Here is a 26,112-nt window from a genome sequence, read left to right on the forward strand (position 1 = left end):
ATTATCTATCTTTTGAGGGGGCATGGAACTATAAAATAAGACTCGACCACTGAATACACAATGGCCGAACACTACATTTTTATATTTAATCGAGTTTATCGGACAGCAATAAAAAACTATTGTCATCCCAGTTTTTCTTCACGGTGGAGTTTAGAAGATGACGCATTACTATATTATATGGAACCTAAATATGTATTGATACTGGATTATTGCTGCGGAGCTTTAAACATAATAGAGCTGACAGAAAAAGAAATAAACGAATCCTATAATTATGAGGATTTTGAATCATTTCTTGAAACACTGGAGGAAAAGTATGGTTTTAGATTAAAGGATTGCAACTGGATGACTACCGAATCTTTAAGCATTTACAGATACAAGAATGGAAAAGAAGTTGCAAATGTTTAATATAAAGAATATAGAGCGATGACATACGATTACAACAGAACAAGCAAAACCGGGATGTGATATACGTTCTCCATCGTTCCAGCAGGCAGGTCATATCCTCGGGCAGTTCGGAAGTGAAGAACATTTCCTCTCCTGTGCGAGGGTGTACAAAGCCCAGTGTCTTGGCATGCAGTGCCTGACGGGGACAGATTTCGAAACAGTTGTTTACAAATTGTTTGTATTTGCTGAAATGAGTTCCTTTTAAGATTTCGTGACCACCGTAACGTTCATCATTGAACAAGGTGTGCCCGATGTGTTTCATGTGTACACGAATCTGATGGGTACGTCCGGTTTCGAGTACGCACTTTACCAGTGTGACATACCCTAATCGTTCCAATACCTGATAATGTGTCACGGCGTGTTTACCTTGTTCCGGGTCGGACATGACAGCCATCTGCATCCGGTCGCGCGGATTACGTCCGATGTTGCCGGTGATGGTTCCTTCATCTTGTTCTACAATCCCCCAGACCAGCGCATTGTATTCACGCTTGGTTGTCTTGTTGTAAAACTGAAGTCCCAGGCTGGTTTTCGCATCGGGGGTTTTAGCTACCACCAAAAGTCCTGAGGTATCCTTGTCAATGCGGTGCACCAATCCCACTTGCGGGTCATTCGGGTTATAGGTCGGGACGTCACGCAGATGCCATGCGATGGCGTTGACCAGGGTACCGTGGTAATTTCCGCATCCCGGGTGCACCACCAGTCCCGCAGGCTTGTTGATGACCATTAGGTCATCGTCCTCATATACAATATTTAGTGGAATATCTTCCGGAATAATGTCATTCTCATAGCGCGGGCGGTCCATCATAACGGTCAGCACGTCCAGCGGCTTGACCTTGTAGCTGCTTTTCACCGGTTTCCCATTGGCCATGACAAAGCCGTTGTCGGCTGCCATCTGAATCCGGTTGCGCGACGCGTTGACAATTCGCTCAAATAAATACTTGTCGATGCGGACAGGAGCCTGTCCTTTATCTACTACCGTACGGAAATGCTCATACAATTCAGGCTCACCCTGAATCGGCTCAATATCGTCTGGCGCATCTCCGTCCAGTTCGTAATCAATCAAATCTTCTGCCATCTTTTTCTTTAGGGGGTTAGATTTAGAACCAAGAGTCATCTACCTCTGCTTCACTGTTGGCAGACGAATTCATATCGATAGTAATCTGTGTAGAATCCATGGCAAGAGAGTCACGAATCGCCGTGTTGCCTACGCAGAGAGTCAGCATGGCCTCGTGAGGAACTTTATCTCCGCTAACCACCAGGTTTCTTCCACGGTATTTGATGCCATAAATCCAATCCTGCTCTCCCGAAACGTACTCCGGTTCCGTTAGTTTAAAGCCCATCGCTTTTAATTTGGCTTCCGCCTGACGCAAAGAACTGTTGTCTATCAAGTCCGGCAACTTTACCAAAGGAACTTTAGAAGTGGTGACAGTCAGGTAAATTGTTCTTCCCTCCTTCACGCGTGCTCCCCCTGCCGGATTTTGGTCTAATACCATACCGTCGGGCACACCTTTCACATAGCTGGAGTCGATAACCAGTCCTTTCAACTTCTGGTTGCTGAGAGCCTGCTGAGCCTCGTTCAATGTTTTGTTCTTCACATTCGGCACCATGTAAGCTTCTCCATGGTGTGTATAACTGTCCAGCCAGAGCAAAGTACCCCAGCATGCACCAATTATTACGACAATTATGGCTATGAGATTCAGCCAGAAAAAGCGGTTCTTTTTAAATGAAAAGAATTCTTTCAGGGTTATCATGTTACGTCAAAGTCTATAATTGGGACAAAGATATAACATTTTGTTGGAATACGGGGGAGTTACGGGTGAAACCTATGTCTTTTTAACATGGTTATCTGTAGCTTTAGAAAATAAATGTTTTTGTGAGTGCTTTGTTCAGATAAAAAACTAAGAATAAAATTTTTGCTTAAAAAAAATCTTTCTTTCTTTGTATCTGAAAAGGTAGGGAATTCTTATAATTTGTACTGACTAGGATAAAATATGTAATCAAAATAAGATCGTGGAACAAAAGGAGATAAATATTGACAAATTAGTAGCGGGTGATGAACGTGCTTTCATCGCGTTTATTGAATATCATTCTTCTGCTTTATATCATTATACTTTTAATATTCTTCATCAAAAGGAGTGTGCAGAGGAAGTGGTAAGTGATGTTTTTCTAGAAGTATGGAAACATCGGAAAAAATTAGGAAAAATAGAGAATATAAAAGGGTGGCTATATCGTATTTTATATAACAAATCAATATCATTTCTTCGTAAAGATAGCGTTGAATATACCAATCTGTCTTTTGATGAGGTTGAAGACTTTACTTTTGAGTTAGTCCCATCTCAAGAAGAAAAGTTAATAGGGGAAGAAAAATTGTCTATTTTAAATGCGGCTATCGCTTCTTTACCATCTAAAAGTCGTCATGTGTTATATTTGGTAAAGATAGAACGTCTTTCATATGCAGAGGTCGCAGATTTATTGCATATTTCAGTGAAAACTGTGAGTAATCATTTGACGTATGCAATGAAAAAATTGATGGAAACCTTAAAAGATGAAGTGGTATTGTGGCTTTTTCTACTTCCGTTTTTTCAATAAGGAGTGTGCAAAAAAGCCTGGCCAGAGGCCAGGCTAAATGATTAATTAGTATGCATATTTATAAATTGATAATTCCTTTTAGAGGTAGTTCAGAGGAAGATGGGCCTACTAAAATCTCAAAATCTCCTTTTTCTATGACAAAATTCTTTTTATCAGTATCATAAAAACTAAAAGCGTCTTCATTAAGTAGAATTGTTATACGTTTCGTTTCGCCTTTTTTTAAGAACACTTTTTCGTAACCTTTTAGTTCTTTTAGGGGACGAGAAACAGAAGCTTTACAGTCTTTTACATAAATCTGTGCAACTTCTGCTGCATTCATTTTTCCCGTGTTTTTAAGTTCAAAACTCACTTCTACTTGGTTCTTTTGTTTTTTTCTAAGTTGCAAATTTTCATACGTGAATTGACTGTATGATAATCCGAAACCAAATGGATAAAGTGGCTGTTTTCCTGTACGGTCGTAACCTCTGTAGCCTACAAATATGCCTTCAGCGTATTGAACTCTCTTGTGCGGAACATTACGCTTGTCATAGTAGTTGTTGAATGTAGGATTGTCTTCCCATTTTTCTTCTATAGAAATAGGTAATTTCCCACTTGGAGATATTTTGCCTGTTAGTATTTCTGCTATTGCTTTTCCCCCTTCCTGTCCAGGATACCATGCCATAAGAATAGCTTTGACTTTATTTCCCCAGTTACGGAAGTCTATGCCTCCTCCTGAATTTATCACTGTTATAACATTTTTATGTACTTTTGTTACTTCATCAATGAGGAACTCCTGGCCGTATGGTAATGCAAATGGTCTGTCAAATCCTTCAGATTCTGTATTGCTGTCAAATCCTAAGCACATAACTACATTGTCTGCTTTTTTCAATTCATAATTCAGCAGATTTTTATCCAACATACCTGCTTCAAATTTGATAGTAGCTTCACCTACATTTTCAAAATAATCTATCTGTAACTGGTAAAGACTGTCTTTTTCCACCTGCATGAAGGCATTTCTTGAACTTAGTGCATGATTTCCCCAGTCTCCTGAAATTGTTTTTCCGTTGACTAATATTCTGTATCCGTCATCTCCTGAGATCTGGAAACGTATAGTTCCGCTTTGATCAGCCTTATAGACTCCTTTCCATTGAACGGAGAAATGGTCATCCTGAATGTCTGGATATGGAGAACCGTATTTCCATGCATAGTTTATTCTTGTAGTAATTCCCTGATGGCATGGTTCACCGGATAATTTTTTGTCTTTAAAATAATATCCTGTAAATCCTTGTTTCTTTAAACTGATGTCAGTAAAAATATTCTTTGAAATATCTTTATACAGTAAGCTGTCTGATAAAAGGGTTATTTTCTTATTACCTTTTATTTGTGTCATACCTTCATAAACTGATACGGTAGAATAAGGAGTTACAAATCCGCTGCCTCCTCCTGTAGGAATCATGTCTGCGTTTGGGCCGATAATAAGTGTATGTCCCTTTCTGAGTGGAAGTACATTATCATCATTTTTTAGCATGACAATACCTTCTCTTGCTAAATTTAATGCGGTTGCTTTTGATTCTGCGTTATCTCTTTCTATGGATTTATCCTCTAGCGGATTGTCAAATAGGCCGAATGTTATTAAGGTTTGCAGTATATGCTGTACTTTTTCGTCTATGGTTTTTTCTTTAACTATTCCATTTTCAATAACTGGAATCAGTTTTTCTTTTACCATAAACTTTCCTACAGGCATTTCCAAATCAAGTCCTCCATTGGCTGCGCCTACAGTAGAATATACGGAAGTCCAGTCTGACATTAGAATACCTTTGAATCCCCATTGTTTTCTAAGTATTTCTATATTCATCCATGCATTCTCGGTTGCATGTACCCCGTTGATGGGGTTATAACTGTCCATTACAGCTCCAACACCTGCCTCTTGTACTGCTTTACGGAATGCAGGGAAATAAATTTCCTGCAATGTACGTTCGTCAACATCGGAGCTAGCATGATGTCTGCTCCATTCTTGATTATTGGCTGCAAAATGTTTAACTGTAGCAATAACTCCTTTATCTTGTACTCCAAGGATATATTGCTTGGCTGTTTCACTGCTTAAATAAGGATCTTCACCAAAATACTCAAAATTTCGTCCGCATAAAGGTGAACGGTAAATGTTTACACCTGGTCCTAACAGGATACTTACACCTCTTGCTTTGGCATCTCTGCCTAGACCATTTCCTAGTTGGCGCACCAATTCTCTGTTCCATGTGGAAGCGGATAGAATGCCAGAAGGATACAATGTGCTTTTAGTATTGTTGCGTATACCTTGTGGTCCATCAGCCATTCTGATTTCAGGAATACCCAATCGGGGTATTGCTCTGATATAGAATGATCGAACTCCGGAGATGTAATCAATTTTCTCCTCTAGTGTCATTTTTTCTACTAGGCTTTTTGCCCTTAGCTCCGCTTGGGGAGTAATTCTTACTTGTGCTGTAGTTGAGTTCAGAGCACAGCACAGTAATAGCAAGCAACTTGCTTTTTGTTTAATGTTCATGTTTTAAGGTTTAAGTTATTAATAAAAAATTGTCCGATGGCAAAAATAATATTAAAATATGAGATGACTATATTTTTTTGTTAAAAGTGTATGAAATATTTTGTGTATCTCTACTGTTACTTCCAATCATGAAAATAAATACTCCATTTTCTACTATGAAGTTCATGTTATTATCATAAAATCCTAAAGCTTTTTCATCTATTATAAATGTTACAGTTTTGGTCTCACTAGATTTAATGAATATTTTCTGGAATCCTTTTAATTCTTTTATGGGACGGGTGATACTAGCAACCTTGTCTTGTATATAAAGTTATACAACTTCTTCTCCATCTATAGTCCCAGTATTAGTGATATCTATTTGTAAACTAATAGTATTATTAGAGTTGTCTGTTATTTTAAGGTTGCTATATTTGAAATCAGTATACGACAAACCAAATCCGAATGGATAGGCAGGCTCTGTTGATGAGTCAATATAAGAAGTACAATAATGTACACCTTCCCGTGTTAGCCTTCCTGTACTTTTATATTGGTAAAATATTGGGATTTGTCCTATATTGGTAGGAAACGTCATTGGAAGCTTTGCAGAAGGATTATATTTTCCAAAAAGAACATTGTATATTGCATTTCCAGCTTCGCTACCTAACCACCATGTGCATAAAATAGCATTTGAATGTTTGCGTACTTTGTTAAAAATAACAGGTCTGCCACACATCAGTAGAGTAATAACAGGCTTTCCTGTTTTTTTAACTCTTTTATAAGTTGTTGCTGTTCTTCTGGTATTTCAATATTAGTCTTTGATTTGCTCTCTCCGCTTTGTTCTGCTAATTCACCTATGCATACAATAACAGCATCGGCTTTTTGTGCTGCTTGTAATGAAGTTTGTAACTGTGTTATTTTTCCTGTTTTTTTGTCATAACCTTCTGAATAGAATATATTAATGTTATTGTTCCTTAATGCTTCGTATAATGTTACGATTTTGCTTCTATTTACGTTTCCGGCCCATGCTCCAGCCATGTCTGATTGAGATTTTGCAAGATGTCCAATTAGCGCAATAGAACGTACTTCATTGTTAAAAGGTAGTATATGGTTGTCATTTTTTAGTAATACAATGGATCTTTCTGCCATCTTTCGTGAAGTTTCTCTAATCTTTAATGAATTAATAATTCTCTTACTTCGATTCTCATCATAGAAACGGTATGGGTCTTGAAATAAACCTAATTCGTATTTCTTTTCAAGTATATATCTTACTGCTTGGTTTAAATCTTTTTCTAAAACTTTTCCTTCTTTAATAAGTTCTTTAAGATGCCTTAAATAGCACTGACTGACCATTTCTATATTCAATCCTGCATTGAATGCTAGTTTTGCTGCATCTTTTTTGTCTTTTGCAATTCTATGATTAATAAGCTCTTCTACAGAATTATAGTCAGAAATAACAATACCTTTGAATCCCCATCTATTTCTGAGCAAATCTGTTAAAAGAAATTTATTACTTGTACATGGTACACTATTAAAGTCGTTGAATGCGCTCATTATACTTGCTGCTCCTGATTTTATTGCTGCTTCATAGGGTGGCATATAGTAATTAGCGAATTGTCCTATTGACATATCAACACTATTGTAGTCTTTACCGGCTATTGGGGCTCCATAACCAGCAAAGTGTTTTTACACATGCTATTGACTGCATGTATCTCCAATTGAGTTACCCTGAAGACCTTTTACTCTAGCTTCTGCAATTTTACTACCTAAAAACGGATCTTCTCCAGCTCCTTCCATAACTCTTCCCCATCTTGGTCCCAAGAAATATCTACCATAGGTGAAAATGTCCAATTTAGACCGTCTGAAGCACCTTCCAAGGCATTACAACGGGCAGATTCTTCAATCATCTGAAGATCAAAACTGGAAGCTTCTGCTAAAGGAATAGGAAATCCTGTTTTATAACCATGTATTATATCCAATCCAAATATTAGTGGAATATGCAAGCGTGATTGTAATGCTAATGATTGATATTTTTTATATTTTTTATACCGGTTACATTTAACATTGTTCCTATTTTCCCTTGCCGTATATAATCATCAATAGATAGATGTAAAGTATCAGGTCCTGTAAAGTTTCCTTGTCCACTGCATTGGTAAAGTTGTCCGATTTTTTCGTCTAATGTCATTTTATCGAGTAAATTGTCGATAAAAATGTCTTTCTCTGTAGTTGAAGATTTTTCTTTGTTTGGTGTTGCGCCTTGTGCAAAGACACACCAACATAATAACCATAAGGTCATTCTCTTTTTAAGTTTCATGTTATTAAGTTTTTAAGTGATAAAAATTGTCCGCAGCGAATATATATTATATTTATGACTTTTACAAAAATGACTAAAAATATATTTATTTACTTTTGAAAATTAGTATTTAGTACTTATTTTTGCAAGAAAGAATGTTTTTTCAATCACTTTATAATTTCTGGTATTATACTTAATTCTTTAGGGGCGAATAAGTTGAATATAATTAAATGTGATATGAAAAAAGAGTTTTATATTGTAATTTTAGCGTTTGTGTTTTTATCTCATTCAACGGCTTTATGGGCTTTATCTCCTAATTTTAAATTAGAAATATCTGAAGTAAAGCGTTTGGTTAATCGGACTTGCCGATGGCAGATGAATGCATATCCAAATATGGATGAAAACAGAATTTGGAAATCTGCCGGAGATTTAAGTTGGGAAAATGGAGTTTTTCTTTCTGCATTGTCACGTTGGGCTGAATTTGTTAAAGAACCACAGATGATAGAATGGTATGAAAGTATATGTAATAGAAACTATTATGGAACCAGTCAGAATCGTTTGTCTATTTATCATGCTGATGATTTTGCTGTATGTATGATGTACGTAACACTTTATAATAAGGTAAGGAATCAGAGAATTCTTCAGCATACTCAGGCTCGTCTGGACTATACTATTAATCATCCATCTGAAATTCAATTTGGAGATACAACAGCATGTAAATATGATAGATGGACGTGGTGTGATGCTTTGTATATGGCTCCCCCTGTATATGCGGCATTTTCGCGTATTACAGGAGATAATTCTTATTTGTATTTTATGGATAAAGAATATTGGGCCACTTATGAGTATTTATTTGATAAAGAAGAGCAATTGTTCTATAGGGATGGTAGCTATTTTGATAAGAGAGAAAAAAATGGTAAAAAAGTATTTTGGGGAAGAGGAAACTCTTGGGTAGCAGGAGGCTTGTGTTTATTGTTGGAACAGATTTCTTTGGATAGTCCTTTGAGGGAACGATATGAATCTTTGTTGATAACTCTTTTGAAACGTATTGCACCTCTTCAACGTGACAATGGTTATTGGTCAGCAAGTTTACTCGATCCGGATGCTTACCCTAATCCGGAAACAAGTTCAACAGGTTTTTTTACTTTTGCTCTTTTTTGGGCAATTAATAATGGACTTCTTCAAGAAGACATATATATTATAAATGCTATGAAAGGTTGGCAAGCTTTAAAGAAAGCAATAAATAATGATGGAATGTTAGGGTGGGTTCAACCAATCGGTGCTAGTCCGGAAACAGTCACACAGAATATGACAGAAGTTTATGGCGCGGCTTCATTAATGCTTGTCGGTGAGCAATTAATACGATATTTTGAAAAAAAATAATATTAATGTCTTTTTTTATTGTGTTGATTTATAGTAAATTAACAAGCGTATGTTATCTTATTTTGTTTTTTGTTACAAAAAAAAGAAAAATCTACTAGGGAATTTTCTTATTACTTGCGTCTATACTTATAGAAAGCCCTAAAAGAATGAAGCAAGAAAATCAGAAATCATCAGAGGAATTGAAGCAGAAGTTAGATTCTTTATTTGAAAATTATAAGAATCCAGACTTTGATAATAGCTCCATTGTTGAGAGGACATTGGTAAAAATTCGTCGTGAACGAATTCGTCACCGTGTACATTTATTGTGGGTGTCTTCTTTCTCTTTGGCAGCATCTGTTTTTATTGGCTTTGTAATACATTATTTGCTTGGATTATCTTCTGATTTAACTGATACTGATATTCGCCAGTTAGCAAACAGTATGCCAGCAAATGAATGTGAAGAAGTTATATTGGTTACTCCAAAAGAAAGATTACAACTTTCTAAGAATGCATTTGTACAGTATGATGCACAAGGAAAAATGCAGGTAAATGGAGAAGAAACCATAAAGGAAGAGTATTCTGATAAAGAACTTGAATATAGTCAGCTTATTGTACCTGCTGGTAAGCGTGTACGTTTGCAGTTGGCTGATGGAACTCATTTGATGCTAAATTCTATGTCTCGTGTAGTTTATCCTCAGCGTTTTGATGAGAAAGAACGAAGAATTTATGCGGAAGGTGAAATTTATCTGGAGGTTGCGCCAGATAAGGCACGTCCTTTTATAGTAGAGTCTTCTGATTTTGATTTGAAGGTTTTAGGTACAAAGTTTAATATCTCTACTTATGATGCCTTGAAAGAAACGCAAATAGTATTAGTTGAGGGATCTGTAGAGGTGACAGGAACGGATAAACATAAGGCTGTGTTGAAACCAAATGAGTTGTTGAGTCTTGAAGAAGGTAAAATAGTTGACTGTCGTTCCGTAGATGTAGCTGATTATATAAGTTGGACAAAAGGATGGATTCATTTTAAAGGAGATGATTTATCTGAAGTTATAAGTCGTTTGCAAATCTATTATGGTGTTTCAATTTCATGTGATAAGTCACTTTCTAATGAAAGAATATACGGAAAATTGGAATTGAAAGAAAATTTGGATGACATGTTGTATAATATCCAGCAAATTATACCTTTTAAAATACACTCTTCTGCTGAAGGGGGTATAGAGTTAATAAAATAGTTTTAATTTAAATTTTTATACCTAATGAATGATACTTGAGAACACATTTTGAAAAATTAAAAACGGGAGAATATGGTAGTATTCCCCCGTCAACTTGGACAATTTTTTTCTTAAAAAGATTCTAAATCTGACGTTAAACCTTAAAAAGAAAATTTTATGGTAAAGAAACCAATTTTTTTACACATAAGAAAGAAAGTTCGTTTTTTTTTAGTATTAAACACTTTTTTTATTATTCCGAACATTACATTTGCGGAATCAAAAATTTATTGGAATGCACAAACTGATGTATTTTCAATTCAATCAATGTCAACAATTCGTGAAGTCTTGGATTGTATAGAGGCAAATAGTGACTATATTTTTGTTTATTCTGATGAAGTAAATTCTCGTTTGTCAAATAAAGTTTCTATTTCAACTTCAGACAATAATATAGACTCAGTTCTTGATGAATTATTTGAAAAAACGGATTTGGAGTATAAGAAGAATGGACGACAAATTATTATATCAGCTCCTACTCCTCAACAGCGTACAAATAATTCTTCAAAAAATAATATAAAGGTAACAGGTAATGTTACGGATGAAAAGGGAGAGCCACTAATAGGTGTTACTGTTGTATTAAAAGGAGATTCTACTGTAAATACAATAACTAATTTGGATGGTATTTATTCTATAAATGTTCCTAATCGTCACTCTGAATTATCGTTTAGTTATGTAGGTTTTGTTCCTAAAACTATAGACGTAGATGGTCATTCTGTATTAAATGTTGTAATGGTGGAAGATGTTGGACAACTTGATGAGGTTGTTGTTGTTGCTTATGGTGCTCAAAAGAAAGAGTCTGTTGTTGGATCAATAACAACTGTTGCTCCTGAGAAGCTTCGTACAGGAACTACTCGTTCATTGAGTAATAATTTGGCTGGAGTTGTTTCTGGAGTTATTGGAGTGCAGAGGTCAGGTGAACCTGGTTATGATAATTCATCGTTTTGGATTCGCGGTATTAGCTCTTTTCAAACAGGCACAACAGATCCTTTGGTTTTAGTTGATGGTATTGAAAGAGATTTGAATAATATTGATCCAGAAGAAATTGAGTCATTTTCAGTTTTAAAAGATGCTGCGGCAAGTGCTGTTTATGGTGTACGAGGTGCTAATGGTGTTATTCTTATTAATACCAAAAGAGGACAAGTAGGAAAGCCTCGTGTTGTTGTTAAAACAGAATTCGCTATGACTCAACCTGTTCAGTTACCTGAATTTTTGGGTGCTGCTGATTATATGCAAATATTGGATGATATTCTTTTAGATACAGGACAACAGCCCAAGTACACTGATAGAATAGAGAAAACTCGTTCCGGTTATGATACGGATTTGTATCCGGATGTAAATTGGATTGATGCAATTTCTAACGATTATGCATCAAATGAACGTGTTACCGTTGATATATCTGGAGGTAGTGAACGTTTGAAGTATTCTTTTGTTGCGGCTGTTTATAATGAAAGAGGAATTTTAAAGAGAGATAAGACTCACGAGTGGGATCCTTCTTTGAAATTACAACGTTATAACGTACGTTCTAATGTTGACTTGAAATTATCTCCTACAACTCAAATGCGTTTTAATCTTGGTGGTTATTTACAAGATAGAAATTCAACAACCAAAAGTATAAGTGAGATTTTTTCTAAAGCCTTTTTAGCTGTACCTCATGCGTTTCCTCCTCAATATTCATCAGGAGAAATACCTACTACTGAAGAACCTAATGTTTGGGCATGGGCCACACAGAGTGGTTATCAAAGAACTAGTGCAAGTAAAATTGAGACATTATTTTCTTTAGAGCAAGATTTAAAATTTGTAACACCAGGTTTAAAGGTAAAAGGAACTTTTTCGTTTGATAGGTATTCTTCAGGTACAGTAAGTCGTGGAATGAATCCTGATTATTATAATCCAGCTACAGGACGCGATGATGAAGGTAATCTAATTATTTCAAAGAAAACTAACGGAGATAATTTTTTAGGTTATTCTAAAAGTGGTGATTATGGAAACAAAAGTATATATATGGAGTTAAGTCTTAATTATGATCATACTTTTGCTGAGAAACATGCTGTTTCCGCCATGTTGATGTTTAATAGGAGAAATTATGATGATGGAAGTAAATTGCCATACCGTAATCAAGGATTTGCAGGACGAACATCATATACTTATTCAGGAAAGTATGTAGCAGAATTTAACTTCGGATATAATGGTTCTGAAAATTTTGCTCCTGGTAAACGATACGGTTTTTTCCCTTCTGGAGCTATTGGATGGATTATTTCTGAAGAGGATTTTATGCAACCAGCAAGAAAGGTTATTTCTAAGTTAAAACTTAGAGCATCCTATGGTCAGGTTGGTAATGCTAATTTAAGTGGTCGTCGTTTTGCGTATTTATCTACTATTGCTGATTCTTATGATGATCTGGGAATGTATAAATGGGGAGAAGATGGTAGTTTTAGTCGTGTTGGTATGGCTGAGGGTGAGTTTGCTGTTCCTGATTTGACTTGGGAAGTTGTTAATAAGGCAAATCTTGGTTTAGAATTAGGTTTATTTAATGGAATGCTTGATTTATCGTTGGATTATTTTGATGAAAGACGAAATGGAATCTTTATGCAACGTGAATCAATACCATTGACAGCAGGATTTATAAAACAACCATGGAGTAATTTTGGAAAAGTTACAAATCGTGGTGCTGAAGCAGCTTTGAATTTTAATAAACGTATTGGTAAGGATTTGTTTTTAAGTGTTATGGGAACATTTACTTATGCTCATAATGAAATAACTGAACAGGATGAGGCAGATGCAGTTGTAGGAACAAATCGTGCTAGAACTGGACATCCTATTAATCAGTTATTTGGATATGTTGCAGATCGTTTGTTTACTGAAGATGATTTTGTAGATGTTGAAAATGGTATTCTTAAAGAAGAAATACCAGCACAAAACTTCTCTTCAAAACTCCGTCCTGGAGATATAAAGTATGTAGATGTAAATAAAGATGGAAAAGTAGATGTGTTTGATCAAACAGCCATTGGAGGTACAGTTGATCCGGAAATTGTGTATGGTTTTGGGGCTAATCTTCAATATAAAGGATTTGATTTCGGAGTATTGTTCCAAGGCATTGGAAGAAGTTGGAGGATACTTTCCGGTTCTATCATTCCTGGATTTAATCGTGGTGTAACTGGAAATATGTTTACTAATGCAGATGATCGCTGGACAGTAGAAAATCCGAGTCAAGATGTATTTTATCCAAGATTAGATGATGGTATAAATAAAAATAACAGTGAAGCATCTACTTGGTGGTTGAGAAATATGAGTTTTTTACGTTTGAAGAATTTGGAGTTAGGCTATTCTCTACCTAAAACTTGGATGCAACAAGCTGGTATGGATGGAATTCGCTTCTTCTTGCGAGGATCAAACTTGTTTACTTTCTCTAAATTTAAATTATGGGATCCTGAGTTGAATACTAATAATGGTGCCGCTTATCCTATAATGAAATCTATTTCTGCTGGTTTTGAAATTAAATTTTAATTGAATTCTATATGAAAAAATATATAAAAATTGCTGCTTTGAGTTGCTTTGCTTTATTCTCTATGTCATCATGTAATGATTATTTGGATAAAGAACCAGATGATCAGTTAACATTAGAAACTGTATTTGAGAATAAAGAAAATATGGAAAGATGGTTAGCTTTTATTTATCAGGAACTTCCAGAATTTTATACATATGACGGACCAGATGCAATTGCAGATGAATTGACTCCTTCTAAAGGATGGGAGTCGCAAGGATTTAAGGCTATTCTTTATCAAAAAGGTAATTGGACGGCTGATAGTCCTGGAGTCATAAGTTATTGGACTACATTTCCTAAAGCAATTCGCTCTGCCTATCAATTTATAAAATATGCACATGCAGTTCCTGGGGTTACTGAACAAGAAGTTGAATATATGAAAGCTGAATGTCGCTTTTTTATTGGATATTTTCATTCAATGTTAGTTATGACATATGGTTCTGTACCAATCATTCGTGAAGCTGCTGAATCAGCGTCATCTGATAATTTAATGCTTAAGCAAGAACCGTTTTACGATGTAGTTGATTGGGCTGCTAATGAAATGCTGGAAGCATCGAAAGTGTTACCATCGTCTTATGATGAATCTCAAAAATATGGACGTGTTACTTCAATAGCCTGCCTTGCAATGCGTGCAAGATTGTTACTTTTTGCTGCAAGTGATTTGGTGAATGGTAATCCCGACATGGCTGATATTGTGAATTGTGATGGAACACCTATTTTTAGCAAAGAAAAAGATCCACAAAGATGGAAAGATGCTGTTGACGCTTGTCAATTACTTATTGATGAAGCTGAAGCTGCTGGTCATAAGTTGCATATTGAGTATCTGACAGATGGAACAACTATTGATCCGTTTCTTTCTTATCAGAACGCTTTGTTAAAGCGAAAAATTGAGGGAAATAATGAAATTCTTTTTGCTCGAACAATGGATTCAGGTGGATATTTTGATAAACAATGTACTCCACGTGGTATGGGATTAAATGGAGTAGGAGCTATCTGTGTAAGTCAATCTTTGGTTGATGCTTTCTTTATGAAAGATGGAAAAATGCCTATTTTGGGATATAATTCTGATGGCTCTCCTATTCTTAATCCGGATGTTGACAACTATAGTGAAAGTGGATATACAACAGATGATGAATATTATCCTACAAATTGGATTTATGGTTCAGGAAATGGTAGTGCTACTGCAGATCATAATTTGATTGTTGCAAAAAATACATACAATATGTACGCTCATCGTGAACCAAGATTTTATATATCAGTAATGTATAATGAAGAATACCATTGGGTAGGCAAACGTAACTGTGATTTCTTTATGGATGGAAAGGATGGAGGTCCTTCTCATGATGCTCCTTGGACTGGATATATGTGTCGTAAGAGAACTGACCCTACTGCAAATCCTAAAGAAAATAGTGGAACATATAAATCGCGTCATGGTTCACTTTATCGTTTGGCGGAGGCTTATTTAAGTTATGCTGAAGCATTAAATGAATGGAGTATAGAAAATGGAACATATGCTGCAAATCTATCTGAAATATTGAAGTATGTAAATAGAATAAGACAAAGAGCTGGTATTCCTCAGTATGGTTATGCGGAAGGGGAAATTACACCTCCTGCAAGTGGTGAAGAAATGAGAACTCTAATACGTCAGGAAAGAAGGGTTGAATTAAATTGCGAATGTGGATTGCGTTTTAATGATTTGAGAAGATGGAAATTAGCTAAAGATTTATTGGACGGTGATTTCTATGCCATGAACGCATATGCACAAGCTGGAAATAGGGATGATTATTATAAAAGAGTTGTTTATGAAACAAGAAAATTTATAAGTTATTGGTTCCCAATACCTCAGGATGATATTGATAAGAACACCAATTTGCGTCAAACCCCTGATTGGATTGCTGGTAATTGATATATTAATTAATTTAGATTAATCATGAAGAATAAATATAGTTTTAAAGAGGCTTTTTTACTTTTATTAGTAGGAAGTTGTATGATAGGTTGCAATGAAGAAAATGATGTTAATCCGTTGGATAATCGCTCAGATTTGGTTATAGAAGCTTCTGCGACTGATATTAAATTGAATGAGGATACTCCTAATGATATTGCATTGACTTTAAATTGGACAAAAGCTGATCCTATTTCTTCGGAATATTCGTTGTCTTATATTTATAAAGTGGATTTGGCTTCTAATGATTTTAGTGATAATACTCTTATAAAGGAGTTCGTTGATGGTGAGTCTTCTAAAAGTTATACTCATAAAGAGTTACAACAACTTTTGACAGATGAATGGGAATTAACTCCTGGTACAACAACAACTTTGTCTGCCCGTATTATAGGATCTTTGGAAGGCCCAAAGTTTGTTAAGCCGGAAATTTCCACAGTTTCAGTAAAAATTCAAACATATATTGAGAAAGAATTTAAGGCTGATAAACTTTATATCTCAGGAACAGCCGTTGATGGAGAGGATATTGAAATTAGACCAATGGTTAGTAATCCTCTTAGATATGTTGGTATTGTATCATTAAAAGCCGGTAACATAAATTTCCCAATTGTTTATGAGGATGAGAATAAAGTTAATGTGATTTCTCCTGTTGTTGCTGAACAGACTATTCAGGGAGGAAAAGAACTGGAAGCAGTTGTCAAAAGTGCTGAAAAAGCAGGTGTTTGGGTAATTCCTGAATCAGACACTTATAGGGTTCTTGTTGATTTTGAGCATCATACAGTTTCGATAGGACTTGCAAGTGATTATATAACAGCTGATAAGATATTTGTATCTGGAACTTGTGTTTCTGAAAAACAAGAAATGACACAGACAATAGAGAATGAAAAACAGTATGCTTTCCATGCGGAACTTCAGAGTGGAAAAGTTTATTTCCCAATATTATTTGATGGTGAAGAATCAATGGCTATAGCTCCAGAAACTGGTGGAGATTTTACTGATGGACAAGAAATGTCTTTTACAATCAAGACTCCGGAAGAAGCAGCTCTTCATTCATCGTGGAATATTAAAAATCAAGGTGTATATCGCGTAGTCATTAATATTGAAACGAAGAAGATTACTATTTATTCTCCTGATACTGATCCTCAGCCTAGAGAGATTACATGGAGTTATAATAATAATGATGTTACAACTGTTGTTGAGAGAGTATATATTTGGGGACCATATGATGGTTGGAAAACTGAAAATCCAAAACCAAGTACCCCTTGGGATACAGGTTTTAATTTAGCACATTCTATGACACCAAGTTTGGCTAATCCTTATTTATTTATTTACAAAGGTGAAAAACTTCCTCGTCAGAATTCTGTAAAGGATAAAGATGGAAATTCTCATCCTGGAGGATTAGTGTTTAAAATAGGAGTACAAAGTGCAGGATGTTATACATTTGGTTCAACAGCAGAAGCTTTAAGAGGCTCATATGATGGTTGTCTTGATCTTACCGAGGCTGATTTAGGAAAACAGCAAACTGTTGTTCAAGGACAAGGAAATAATAGGTATGCGTTCTTTAGTATTCCTACATCAGTAAATTATGTGGAACTTGATATTGAAAATTTGACGGTAATTTTTGATGCAAAATAATTAAATTAGCAATATACAAAAGCCGTATCAAACTTGTCTTTTGAGATTTAAGTTTAGATATGGCTTTTGTTTTAAAAATAAAAGTATGAATGTAAAGATAATAGTATGGTTAATATTATTGGCCATGTGTAGCATGAGTCAAATTTATGCAAAGATAAAAAACGATACTACGGTGGTCGTTCAGCCTGATGTCAATCGTATCTTGCGCAATCCTTTATCAGGATGGGTTATTTATGCTTCAATGAGCAAGGATGCATCAGAATTTTGGAATGAATATGATCATATGTATGTACCTGATTTAAAAAAAGAAGTAAAACTTTCAGATTATGCCCATACATTATATATTCGTGCCAGTTGGACTGATTTTAATCCTAATGATGGTGAATATGGATGGATTACTAATTCTAATTTGAAAGCTTATATAGATGGGGCTTATAAAAGAAATATGCGTTTAGCTTTCCGCATTGTAGTAGATAGTCGTGATAAAGCTTCTGAGTTTACGCCTCAGTTTGTGAGAAATGCAGGAGCTAAAGGATTTATTAGTAGAGGTAAATGGTCTCCATATCCGGATGATCCTATCTTCCAGAAATACTATACAAAGTTTGTAAAAGCTTTGGGAAAAGAATTTAATGACCCTAAAAAAATGGAATTTATAGATGGTTTCGGATTAGGTAAGTGGGGGGAATATCATACATTGTTATATTCTACAGGTGATGAAAATCCAAAGAAAGCAGTTTTCGATTGGGTAACTAATTTATATTCAAATACATTTGATAAAGTGCCAGTTATTATTAATTATCATCGTTGGATTGGTACTGGAAAAGATTGGGTTGATGATGAACATTATGATATTGATAGTGAATCAATGTTGGAAGAAGCAATTGCAAAAGGTTACTCTTTACGTCATGACGCATTTGGAATGACAACATATTATGGAAGTTGGGAGCGTAAATTTGCAGAAAAATATCGTTATGTCCGTCCTATAATAATGGAAGGAGGGTGGATTGTGAAAGCTCATCATAGCTTTTGGAAAGATCCTCGCGGTTATAAAAATCCTAGAGATGTGCGTCAAGGAGAATATGATGACAGTAAGGAAGCTCATGTTAATATGATGGATTTACGTTTTGGTGGAGAGACATCTTCCTGGATTAATGATGCGTTTGATTTGGTTCGGCAGTTTTTAATGGAGGGAGGATATCGTTTGTATCCAAGTTCTGTTTCACTACCACAAAAGGTGAATTCTGATAGATATGTGAAAATTGAACATGTTTGGCAAAATGTTGGGTGGGGATACTGCCCTACAAACATTCCTCAGTGGAATCAAAAATATAAAGTAGCTTTTGCTTTATTAGATCTGAAAAATAATGTAAAATATTCTTTTGTAGACGATAATACTGATTTATCCAAGTGGATAAAAGAACAGCCTACAAAATATGTATTTACTCCTGATTTATCAAAAGTAAAAAGAGGAAATTATGTTTGGGCTGTAGGGGTAATTGATAAGACAAATGATAATAAAATAGGTTTGGAACTCTCTGTTGATGAAGAGGTACTTGTTAATGGATGGTTGAAATTGAACAATGTTGAATTTAAATAATAATATTATGAAATCTGATGTACAATTTTTTAGAATAGTAGCTAGTTCGTTTGTAAGTGGCGTATTTTTGACTCTATGTTTGGTTGGATGTGGAAAAAGTGATGTGGTATCATCATCAGAAGATGAACCAAATATAGATATAGAAGGCAATGAATTGGTTGAAATTGAACCTGATAGATCTTTAATATTACATAATCCTTTTACAGAGTGGGTCACTTATGCAAGTATTGGAGATGGAGCTTCAACAACATACTGGAGTGATTATGATAATATGCACACATCAGAAGGTAGTGTTGTAAAGGTATCAGACTATTCAAATACTTTATATTTACGTGGTGCTTGGGCTGATTTTAATCCTGAAGATGGGGTCTATGCTTGGGAGGATGAATGTACAACTCAAGCTTCAAAACGTTTAAAGGGGTTTATGGAAGAGGCTGAAAAAAGAGGTATGAAGTTGGCTTTTACGTTTGTTGTAGATAGTAGGGATAAACATGATAATTTTACGCCAGCGTTTGTTAAAGATGCGGGTGCAAAAGGATATGAAACTGTTACAGGGTCAGCTACAGTGTGGTCACCTTATCCAGATGATCCTATATTCCAAAAATATTATGAAAAATTTATCTATGCTTTAGGAGAAAGGTTTGATGATCCAGATAAAGTTCAATTTATCAGTGGTACTGGTTTAGGTAAATGGGGTGAATATCATACTGTATGGTATTATGGAACAAAAGTTGAAGGTAAAGAAGAATTGCCAATTCGTGAGTCTGTTTTTGATTGGGCTACATCTTTATATGCTGATGCATTTAAAAGAGTTCCATTATTAATTAATTTTCATCGCTGGATTGGTACTGGTAGAGATTGGGTAAATGAAAGTACATACGATGAAGATACTGAACGTCTGATAGGAAAAGCTGTAGAAAAGGGATATTCTTTAAGACATGATGCTTTTGGCATGCATCCTTATTACGGAAATTGGGAACGTGAATTTGCACAAAAATGGTTTTATAAACGCCCAATAATTATGGAAGGAGGATGGGTCGTTGGAACTCATAGGTATTGGACTGATTCTGAAGGAAAATACAGAGAAGGACATCCTGAAGATGTTCGTAATGGTGAGTTTAAAGATGCACAGGAAGCTCATGTTAATATGATGGATTTTCGTATAGGGAACGAGACAGAAACATGGTTTGGTAAGAGCTTTGATTTAGTAAAACGTTTCGTACAAGAAGGAGGCTATCGTTTATATCCAAGTAAAGTGTCTTTACCAACGACAATGGAAAATAATACTTCTGTTACTTTAGTACATTATTGGAAGAATATTGGATGGGGGTATTGTCCAACAAATATGCCACAGTGGAAGAATAAATATAAAGTTGCTTTTGCTTTATTAGATACAAAAACGGAGAATGTTAAATTTATGTTTGTTGATGATAAGCCAGAAGCGTGTGATTGGATTTTAGGTAACGAAAAGGAATATATATTTAATATTAAAATAGAAAATATACCTACAGGAAATTATATATGGGCAGTTGGTATTATTGATATGGAGAAAGAAGACCCTACGATTGGCATTAAACTTTCTGTATCTAAGAATGTGACATCTAAAGGATGGTTAAAATTAAGGGATGTTATAGTTAAATAGTATGTTACGGTATATTCTTTGTTTTTGGATTGGATTTTATTTTCAATTAGCTTATTCAAATTCAATTTTTATTGAAGCTGAAAGTTTCAGCGATAAAGGAGGGTGGAAAGTTGATCAGCAGTTTATGGATCAGATGGGCTCTCCATATTTGTTGGCACATGGAATGGGAGTGCCGGTTGAGGATGCTAAGACAAAATTAAATTTCCGGGAAAAGGGAACTTATCATGTATATGTACGTACGTATAACTGGACATCTCCGTGGTATAAAGGAAAGGGTCCGGGATGCTTTAAGATACAGGTAGCCGGTAAAACATTGCCTACAGTGTTGGGATGTGAAGGCGAAAAATGGACATGGCAGTATGCCGGAAAAGTTAATGTAAAAAGTGGTGAAGCAACTGTGGTACTGAAAGACATGACAGGCTTTGACGGACGTATTGATGCCGTTTACTTTACTACACAGAAAGATTTTGTTCCGCCTATGGAAGGAAATGAATTGGCGGATTTTAGAAAAAAAATGCTTGGTTTGCCGGCGTTTCCTAAAGAAGTTTCTTCGTATGATCTGGTAGTTGTAGGTGGAGGTATTGCCGGAATGTGTGCGGCTGTCACGGCTGCACGTATGGGGTGCAAAGTCGCTTTGGTTAATGATCGTCCGGTTTTAGGCGGTAACAACAGTGCTGAAGTTCGTGTACATCTTGGCGGATATTCTGAGATTGGACCTAATGAAGGATTAGGCAGAATGTTGCGTGAGTTTGGTCATTCTAAAAAAGGAAATGCACAGCCGGCAGAGTATTATGAAGATGATAAAAAGCAGAATTTTATAGAAGCTGAGAAGAACGTTACGTTATATGCCAACTATAGGGCTGTGTCTGTACAGATGAATGGGACCGAGATTTCATCTGTTGTAATCAAACATATAGAAACAGGAGAAGAAATTTGTTTAAAGGCCGCTTTGTTTTCAGACTGTACTGGAGACGGTACTATCGGTTATTTAGCTGGAGCTGATTTCCGCATGGGCAGGGAATCAAGAAGTGAATTCGGAGAATCATTGGCTCCTGAAAAGGCTGACAGTCTGACTATGGGAGCTTCAATACAGTGGTATTCAAAGGATAATGGTAAAAAAACTGTTTTCCCTAAATTCAATTACGGGTTGGAATTTAACGAAAATAATTGTGAGAAGGTAAAAATGGGTGAGTGGACTTGGGAAACAGGTATGAATAAAAACCAGATAGATGAAGCTGAACTTATAAGGGATTATGGTTTGTTGGTAGTCTATTCAAACTGGAGTTTTTTGAAAAATGAATGGAAAGAAAAGGAAAAATACCGCAATTTGTCTCTTGATTGGGTAGCTTATATAGCAGGAAAACGTGAATCACGCCGTCTTATGGGTGATTATATCTTGAAACAGGATGATATAGACAAGGGAGTGTTTCATGAGGATGCTTCATTTACAACTACCTGGAGTATAGACTTGCATTTCCCTGACCCGAAGAACTCGGAACTTTTCCCGGAACAGGAGTTTAAGGCTGCTACGAAGCATCTTTTTATTCATCCTTATGCAGTACCTTATCGCTGTTTGTATTCGCGTAATGTGAACAATTTGTTTATGGCAGGCCGTAACATCAGTACTACTCATGTAGGATTGGGAACAGTTCGTGTAATGCGTACTACAGGTATGATGGGGGAAGTTGTAGGTATGGCGGCGGCATTGTGTCATCAATATGGCGTTTTACCACGCGAAATTTATCAACATCACTTGACTGAGTTGAAGAATTTGATGAAAGAAGGGGCAGGGGTTAAATCTGAACTTCCGGATAATCAAAAATTCAATTTGCCTAACCGCTTATTGGAAAAACCGAGGGCATTTGAACAAGGAAAATAGTTATTGAAAAGCGTTATTTTAAATGTAAATATAATTATATAATGATACGAAAAACAGGTATAGTTTCAGTCGTTTTGTTTTGCGGCATTTTATATGGTAACGCACCTGCTTTTGCTGCTTCCGGTAATTGTTATGGTTCATTAAAAAATGATACTCTATATATAGGAAACCAATGTGTTGAAAGAACTTTCCTATGGAACGGTGGAAACCTGAAAACACTTAGATTGGAGAATAAACTGTCCGGATGGTGTGAAAATACTTATTCCAATCAGCCTGATTTGATTATTACCCGTAATACTGATGCGGCCAGCAATGGAAAACTTTCTACTGAATGGGTTAAGGAGACTGTAATCAATCCGGCTTTTCTGAAAGTGACGGTTTCTTTCTCGTTAGGTGAGTTGGATGTGCAACGTGTGTACAGAGTTTATGATAATTGTCCGGTCATTGGGTGTGATACTTATCTGCGTGGAACTGTGAACAGCGTTTTCGGTGAAAAGCAAGGAAACGTTGCGGATAATAAGAATATTGAATCTACTAAAGATATGAAATCGTCTCAGGTGACCGCAATTCTTGATCGATTTGCATTCAAAGGACAGCATTGGCATACAAAGACAGTTGAGTTTACTGATGTGACAGACTGGAATAATAATTTAGTATGGACAAGAGACTTTATTCCTTATAGGAAATTGTCATATCGTGGAAATATATTGTTTGCTGAAAATGGTGAGAGTAAATCGGGATTTTTTGTTTTGAAAGAAGCTCCTTGTTCGGGAGTTCAATTGGCATATAAAGGTGCTGATTTTATAGCTGAATTCGGCCATTTTATGGTAACAGGTATTGGAATAACAGAAAAAGATATTTCACCTGAAAAGTGGACACGTACATATAGTTGTGTTTTAGGTGTTTATGACGGTACAGAATTGGATGCTTTGAAAGTCTTGAGGAAATATCAAAAGAATGTAAGGATTTTGACTAAAGGACGTGATGAGATGGTGATGATGAATACATGGGGGGACAGAAGCCAGGATACCAAGGTTAACGAGGAGTTTTGTTTGTCAGAGATAGAAAAGGCTGCTCGTTTAGGCTTTACGCATTTTCAAATCGATGACGGATGGCAGGTCGGGAAAAGTCCTAATTCAGCTTTGGCAAAAGGTTCTTTCAAGAATATATGGGACAATCCTGATTATTGGAAACCGGACCCTAAAAAATATCCTCACGGATTAAAACCGATAGTTGAAAAGGGACGTAAGTTTGGAGTAGAAGTTTGTTTGTGGTTTAATCCGAGTGTACAGAATGATTTTGCCGAATGGGAAAAAGATGCACAGGCCATAACCGAATTATATCGTAAATACGGAATAAGAGTTTTTAAAATTGACGGTGTGAATATTCCTACAAAGAGAGCAGAGGAAAATCTCCGGTGTTTGTTTGAGAAAGTATGGGAGAATACCAATTATGCTGTTGTTTTTAATTTGGATGTTACAGCCGGTAGAAGAGGCGGATATCATTTATTTAATGAATACGGAAATATTTTCCTTGAAAACCGTTATACGGACTGGGGAAATTATTATCCGTATTGGACTTTAAGGAATTTATGGATGCTATCCAAATATGTTCCGACCGAAAAACTACAGATAGAATTCTTGAATAAATGGAGAAATTCTGATAAGTATGGTGATGATATATTTGCACCTTCTCATTATTCTTTTGATTATTTGTTTGCAATATCTATGGCAGGACAGCCTTTGGCTTGGATGGAAGCTGCTAATCTTCCTGAAGAAGCCTATGGATTGAGTAATCTTGTAGAGACATATAAGGATATCAGTTATGATTTTCATTCCGGAATAATCCTGCCAGTTGGTGAAGAACCTTCCGGAACTTCATGGACAGGATTCCAGTCGTTGAAGGAAAATGGTGAGGGGTATTTTCTTTTATTTCGTGAGAATAATGAGGACAATATAGGTAAAATAGAAACATGGTTAAAAGAGGGCGAACATATTGAATGCACTCTTGTATTAGGGGATGGCAAAACACAAGATTCTCTTGTGAAACATAATGGCGTTTTAGAAATAGAACTGCCTAAAAAAAATTCTTTTGTAATGTATAAATATAAAATAAGAAAATAATAATATGATAAGTAGATTGCGTGAAGTATGGCTGTTTGTCTTATTGAGTCTGTTTATGACAGCTTTCGGACAGCCTGCGGAAAGAATGGTAAATATAAAGGTTGTTCCCAACCATGATTCTTGGGTATATAAAATAGGAGAAAAGGCTAAGGTTAAGATTATGGTGTTTGTGAACGGCTCTCTTTTGGATAAAACAGAAATAAGTTATTCTATTTCACAAGACATGATGTCTCCAATATCTGAGGGAAAGAAAATTTTAAAGTCAGGTGAAACTGAACTGGAATTAGGTACTATGAAAACTCCAGGTTTCTTGCGCTGTAAGGTACAGGCTGAAGTAGAAGGACGCAAATATGAGGGTATGGCTACTGTAGGGTTTGAACCTGAAAAAATAAGTCCAACGGTAAATTATCCTGATGATTTTCTGGAATTCTGGGAGAAGGCTAAGATGGAAGCATCAAAAGAACCAATGAACCCGAAAATGACATTGATACCTGAAAGGTGTACATCTAAAGTTAATGTATATCATGTAAGTTTCGGTAATTATTCTTATGCTTCAAGGATTTATGGAATATTGTGTGTTCCAAAAGCCCAAGGCAAATACCCGGCAGTGTTGAAACTTCCAGGGGCAGGTGTAAGGGCATATCTTGGAGAAGTGGAAAGAGCAGAAAAAGGAGTTATAATTCTGGAAATCGGAATACATGGCATTCCTGTAAATATGGAAGGTCCTGTATATACTAATCTTTATATGGGAGCTTTGAGAAATTATCATTCTTTCAATCTTGACGACAGAGACAGATATTACTATAAACGTGTCTATATGGGTTGTGTGAGAGCTATTGATTTCTTGTATTCATTACCTGAATTTGATGGCGAAAACTTGGGAACATTTGGAGGAAGTCAGGGAGGAGCCTTGTCTATAATTACAGCAGCTTTGGATAATCGTGTTAAAGGACTTGTATCTTATTATCCGGCATTGTGTGATATGGTTGGATATCTGCATGGAAGGGCAGGAGGTTGGCCTCATTTTCTGAAAGATGAGAAAAATCGTACTCCGGCAAGAATATACACGGCAAGTTATTATGATGTGGTGAATTTTGCCCGTCAGATAAAAGTCCCCGGATTCTATACCTTTGGATATAATGATACTACTTGTCCTCCTACTTCAGTATATTCCGCATATAACGTTATAGAGGCTCCAAAGACATTAGTTGTAGCGCAAAATACGGGACATTATGCATATCCTGAACAGACTAACAAAGCATGGAAGTGGATGATGGATTTGTTGAAAGTAAATAATAAATGA

The 26,112-nt window shown here is 35.8% G+C and carries 18 protein-coding genes and 1 pseudogene; 12 read left to right on the forward strand and 7 right to left on the reverse strand.

Annotated elements, in window-relative coordinates; genetic code table 11:
• Positions 1 to 177 precede the first annotated feature (177 nt).
• Positions 178 to 405, forward strand: a complete 228-nt coding sequence (locus NW212_RS12585) for a hypothetical protein (RefSeq protein WP_258338991.1) — start codon at positions 178 to 180, stop codon at positions 403 to 405.
• Here the strand turns inward: NW212_RS12585 and NW212_RS12590 are convergent.
• Together NW212_RS12590 and NW212_RS12595 are read right to left on the reverse strand one after the other, a co-directional pair.
• Entirely contained in the window at positions 347 to 1,519 is a 1,173-nt protein-coding gene (locus NW212_RS12590; RefSeq protein WP_258338992.1) for an RluA family pseudouridine synthase, read from the reverse strand. The genes NW212_RS12585 and NW212_RS12590 overlap by 59 nt on opposite strands.
• Before the next feature lie 22 nt (positions 1,520 to 1,541).
• A complete protein-coding gene (locus NW212_RS12595) occupies positions 1,542 to 2,195 on the reverse strand; it encodes a PASTA domain-containing protein (protein WP_258338993.1) in 654 nt (217 codons plus the stop codon).
• Positions 2,196 to 2,454: 259 nt separating this feature from the next.
• Between NW212_RS12595 and NW212_RS12600 the strand changes: the two genes are divergently transcribed.
• Positions 2,455 to 3,033: an RNA polymerase sigma factor gene (locus NW212_RS12600; protein ID WP_181214799.1), complete on the forward strand. Its 579-nt coding sequence runs from the start codon at positions 2,455 to 2,457 to the stop codon at positions 3,031 to 3,033.
• 58 nt (positions 3,034 to 3,091) lie between these two features.
• Here NW212_RS12600 and NW212_RS12605 read toward each other — a convergent pair whose 3' ends face one another.
• The 5 genes and pseudogenes from NW212_RS12605 to NW212_RS12630 form a co-directional block, all read right to left on the reverse strand.
• Entirely contained in the window at positions 3,092 to 5,554 is a 2,463-nt protein-coding gene (locus NW212_RS12605; RefSeq protein ID WP_258338994.1) for a glycoside hydrolase family 3 protein, read from the reverse strand.
• A 67-nt stretch (positions 5,555 to 5,621) separates the two neighbouring features.
• On the reverse strand, positions 5,622 to 5,858 hold the full coding sequence (locus NW212_RS12610; RefSeq protein ID WP_258339008.1) for a fibronectin type III-like domain-contianing protein: 237 nt from the start codon (positions 5,856 to 5,858) through the stop codon (positions 5,622 to 5,624).
• 6 nt (positions 5,859 to 5,864) lie between these two features.
• Positions 5,865 to 7,159: pseudogene (locus tag NW212_RS12620) on the reverse strand (glycoside hydrolase family 3 C-terminal domain-containing protein).
• Positions 7,160 to 7,296: 137 nt separating this feature from the next.
• Positions 7,297 to 7,509 carry a glycoside hydrolase family 3 N-terminal domain-containing protein gene (locus NW212_RS12625; RefSeq protein WP_258338997.1) on the reverse strand — a complete coding sequence of 71 codons (213 nt, stop codon included), beginning with the start codon at positions 7,507 to 7,509 and terminating at the stop codon, positions 7,297 to 7,299.
• A gap of 38 nt (positions 7,510 to 7,547) precedes the next feature.
• Positions 7,548 to 7,844 carry a hypothetical protein gene (locus tag NW212_RS12630; RefSeq protein WP_258338998.1) on the reverse strand — a complete coding sequence of 99 codons (297 nt, stop codon included), beginning with the start codon at positions 7,842 to 7,844 and terminating at the stop codon, positions 7,548 to 7,550.
• A gap of 216 nt (positions 7,845 to 8,060) precedes the next feature.
• Here NW212_RS12630 and NW212_RS12635 point away from each other — a divergent pair, with 216 nt between their 5' ends.
• From NW212_RS12635 to NW212_RS12680, 10 genes are all read left to right on the forward strand, one after another.
• Positions 8,061 to 9,206 carry a glycoside hydrolase family 105 protein gene (locus tag NW212_RS12635; protein ID WP_258338999.1) on the forward strand — a complete coding sequence of 382 codons (1,146 nt, stop codon included), beginning with the start codon at positions 8,061 to 8,063 and terminating at the stop codon, positions 9,204 to 9,206.
• Between the two features lie 146 nt (positions 9,207 to 9,352).
• On the forward strand, positions 9,353 to 10,417 hold the full coding sequence (locus tag NW212_RS12640) for a FecR family protein (RefSeq protein WP_258339000.1): 1,065 nt from the start codon (positions 9,353 to 9,355) through the stop codon (positions 10,415 to 10,417).
• Positions 10,418 to 10,573: 156 nt separating this feature from the next.
• Entirely contained in the window at positions 10,574 to 13,957 is a 3,384-nt protein-coding gene (locus NW212_RS12645; protein ID WP_258339001.1) for a TonB-dependent receptor, read from the forward strand.
• Between the two features lie 11 nt (positions 13,958 to 13,968).
• On the forward strand, positions 13,969 to 15,900 hold the full coding sequence (locus NW212_RS12650) for a RagB/SusD family nutrient uptake outer membrane protein (RefSeq protein ID WP_117674188.1): 1,932 nt from the start codon (positions 13,969 to 13,971) through the stop codon (positions 15,898 to 15,900).
• A gap of 24 nt (positions 15,901 to 15,924) precedes the next feature.
• A complete protein-coding gene (locus NW212_RS12655; RefSeq protein WP_258339002.1) occupies positions 15,925 to 17,568 on the forward strand; it encodes a SusE domain-containing protein in 1,644 nt (547 codons plus the stop codon).
• Positions 17,569 to 17,692: 124 nt separating this feature from the next.
• Positions 17,693 to 19,165: a DUF4832 domain-containing protein gene (locus NW212_RS12660; protein ID WP_258339009.1), complete on the forward strand. Its 1,473-nt coding sequence runs from the start codon at positions 17,693 to 17,695 to the stop codon at positions 19,163 to 19,165.
• Between the two features lie 7 nt (positions 19,166 to 19,172).
• A complete protein-coding gene (locus NW212_RS12665) occupies positions 19,173 to 20,807 on the forward strand; it encodes a DUF4832 domain-containing protein (RefSeq protein WP_258339003.1) in 1,635 nt (544 codons plus the stop codon).
• Between the two features lies 1 nt (position 20,808).
• Positions 20,809 to 22,686 carry an FAD-dependent oxidoreductase gene (locus NW212_RS12670; RefSeq protein WP_258339004.1) on the forward strand — a complete coding sequence of 626 codons (1,878 nt, stop codon included), beginning with the start codon at positions 20,809 to 20,811 and terminating at the stop codon, positions 22,684 to 22,686.
• A 41-nt stretch (positions 22,687 to 22,727) separates the two neighbouring features.
• A complete protein-coding gene (locus NW212_RS12675; RefSeq protein WP_258339005.1) occupies positions 22,728 to 24,809 on the forward strand; it encodes an alpha-galactosidase in 2,082 nt (693 codons plus the stop codon).
• A 4-nt stretch (positions 24,810 to 24,813) separates the two neighbouring features.
• On the forward strand, positions 24,814 to 26,112 hold the full coding sequence (locus tag NW212_RS12680) for an acetylxylan esterase (protein ID WP_118242959.1): 1,299 nt from the start codon (positions 24,814 to 24,816) through the stop codon (positions 26,110 to 26,112).

The sequence above is a fragment of the Bacteroides sp. ET225 genome (genome assembly GCF_024733745.1).
Classification (GTDB): Bacteria; Bacteroidota; Bacteroidia; order Bacteroidales; family Bacteroidaceae; genus Phocaeicola; species Phocaeicola excrementipullorum.

Bases quoted from the DNA above. Each gene is read 5' to 3' on its own strand.
- NW212_RS12675 (WP_258339005.1), top strand. From the start codon at position 22,728: ATGATACGAAAAACAGGTATAGTTTCAGTCGTTTTGTTTTGCGGCATT.
- NW212_RS12585 (WP_258338991.1), top strand. From the start codon at position 178: ATGGAACCTAAATATGTATTGATACTGGATTATTGCTGCGGAGCTTTA.
- NW212_RS12595 (WP_258338993.1), bottom strand. From the start codon at position 2,195: ATGATAACCCTGAAAGAATTCTTTTCATTTAAAAAGAACCGCTTTTTC.
- NW212_RS12645 (WP_258339001.1), top strand. From the start codon at position 10,574: ATGGTAAAGAAACCAATTTTTTTACACATAAGAAAGAAAGTTCGTTTT.
- NW212_RS12680 (WP_118242959.1), top strand. From the start codon at position 24,814: ATGATAAGTAGATTGCGTGAAGTATGGCTGTTTGTCTTATTGAGTCTG.
- NW212_RS12640 (WP_258339000.1), top strand. From the start codon at position 9,353: ATGAAGCAAGAAAATCAGAAATCATCAGAGGAATTGAAGCAGAAGTTA.
- NW212_RS12665 (WP_258339003.1), top strand. From the start codon at position 19,173: ATGAAATCTGATGTACAATTTTTTAGAATAGTAGCTAGTTCGTTTGTA.
- NW212_RS12605 (WP_258338994.1), bottom strand. From the start codon at position 5,554: ATGAACATTAAACAAAAAGCAAGTTGCTTGCTATTACTGTGCTGTGCT.
- NW212_RS12655 (WP_258339002.1), top strand. From the start codon at position 15,925: ATGAAGAATAAATATAGTTTTAAAGAGGCTTTTTTACTTTTATTAGTA.
- NW212_RS12670 (WP_258339004.1), top strand. From the start codon at position 20,809: ATGTTACGGTATATTCTTTGTTTTTGGATTGGATTTTATTTTCAATTA.
- NW212_RS12650 (WP_117674188.1), top strand. From the start codon at position 13,969: ATGAAAAAATATATAAAAATTGCTGCTTTGAGTTGCTTTGCTTTATTC.
- NW212_RS12590 (WP_258338992.1), bottom strand. From the start codon at position 1,519: ATGGCAGAAGATTTGATTGATTACGAACTGGACGGAGATGCGCCAGAC.
- NW212_RS12630 (WP_258338998.1), bottom strand. From the start codon at position 7,844: ATGAAACTTAAAAAGAGAATGACCTTATGGTTATTATGTTGGTGTGTC.
- NW212_RS12660 (WP_258339009.1), top strand. From the start codon at position 17,693: ATGTGTAGCATGAGTCAAATTTATGCAAAGATAAAAAACGATACTACG.
- NW212_RS12635 (WP_258338999.1), top strand. From the start codon at position 8,061: ATGAAAAAAGAGTTTTATATTGTAATTTTAGCGTTTGTGTTTTTATCT.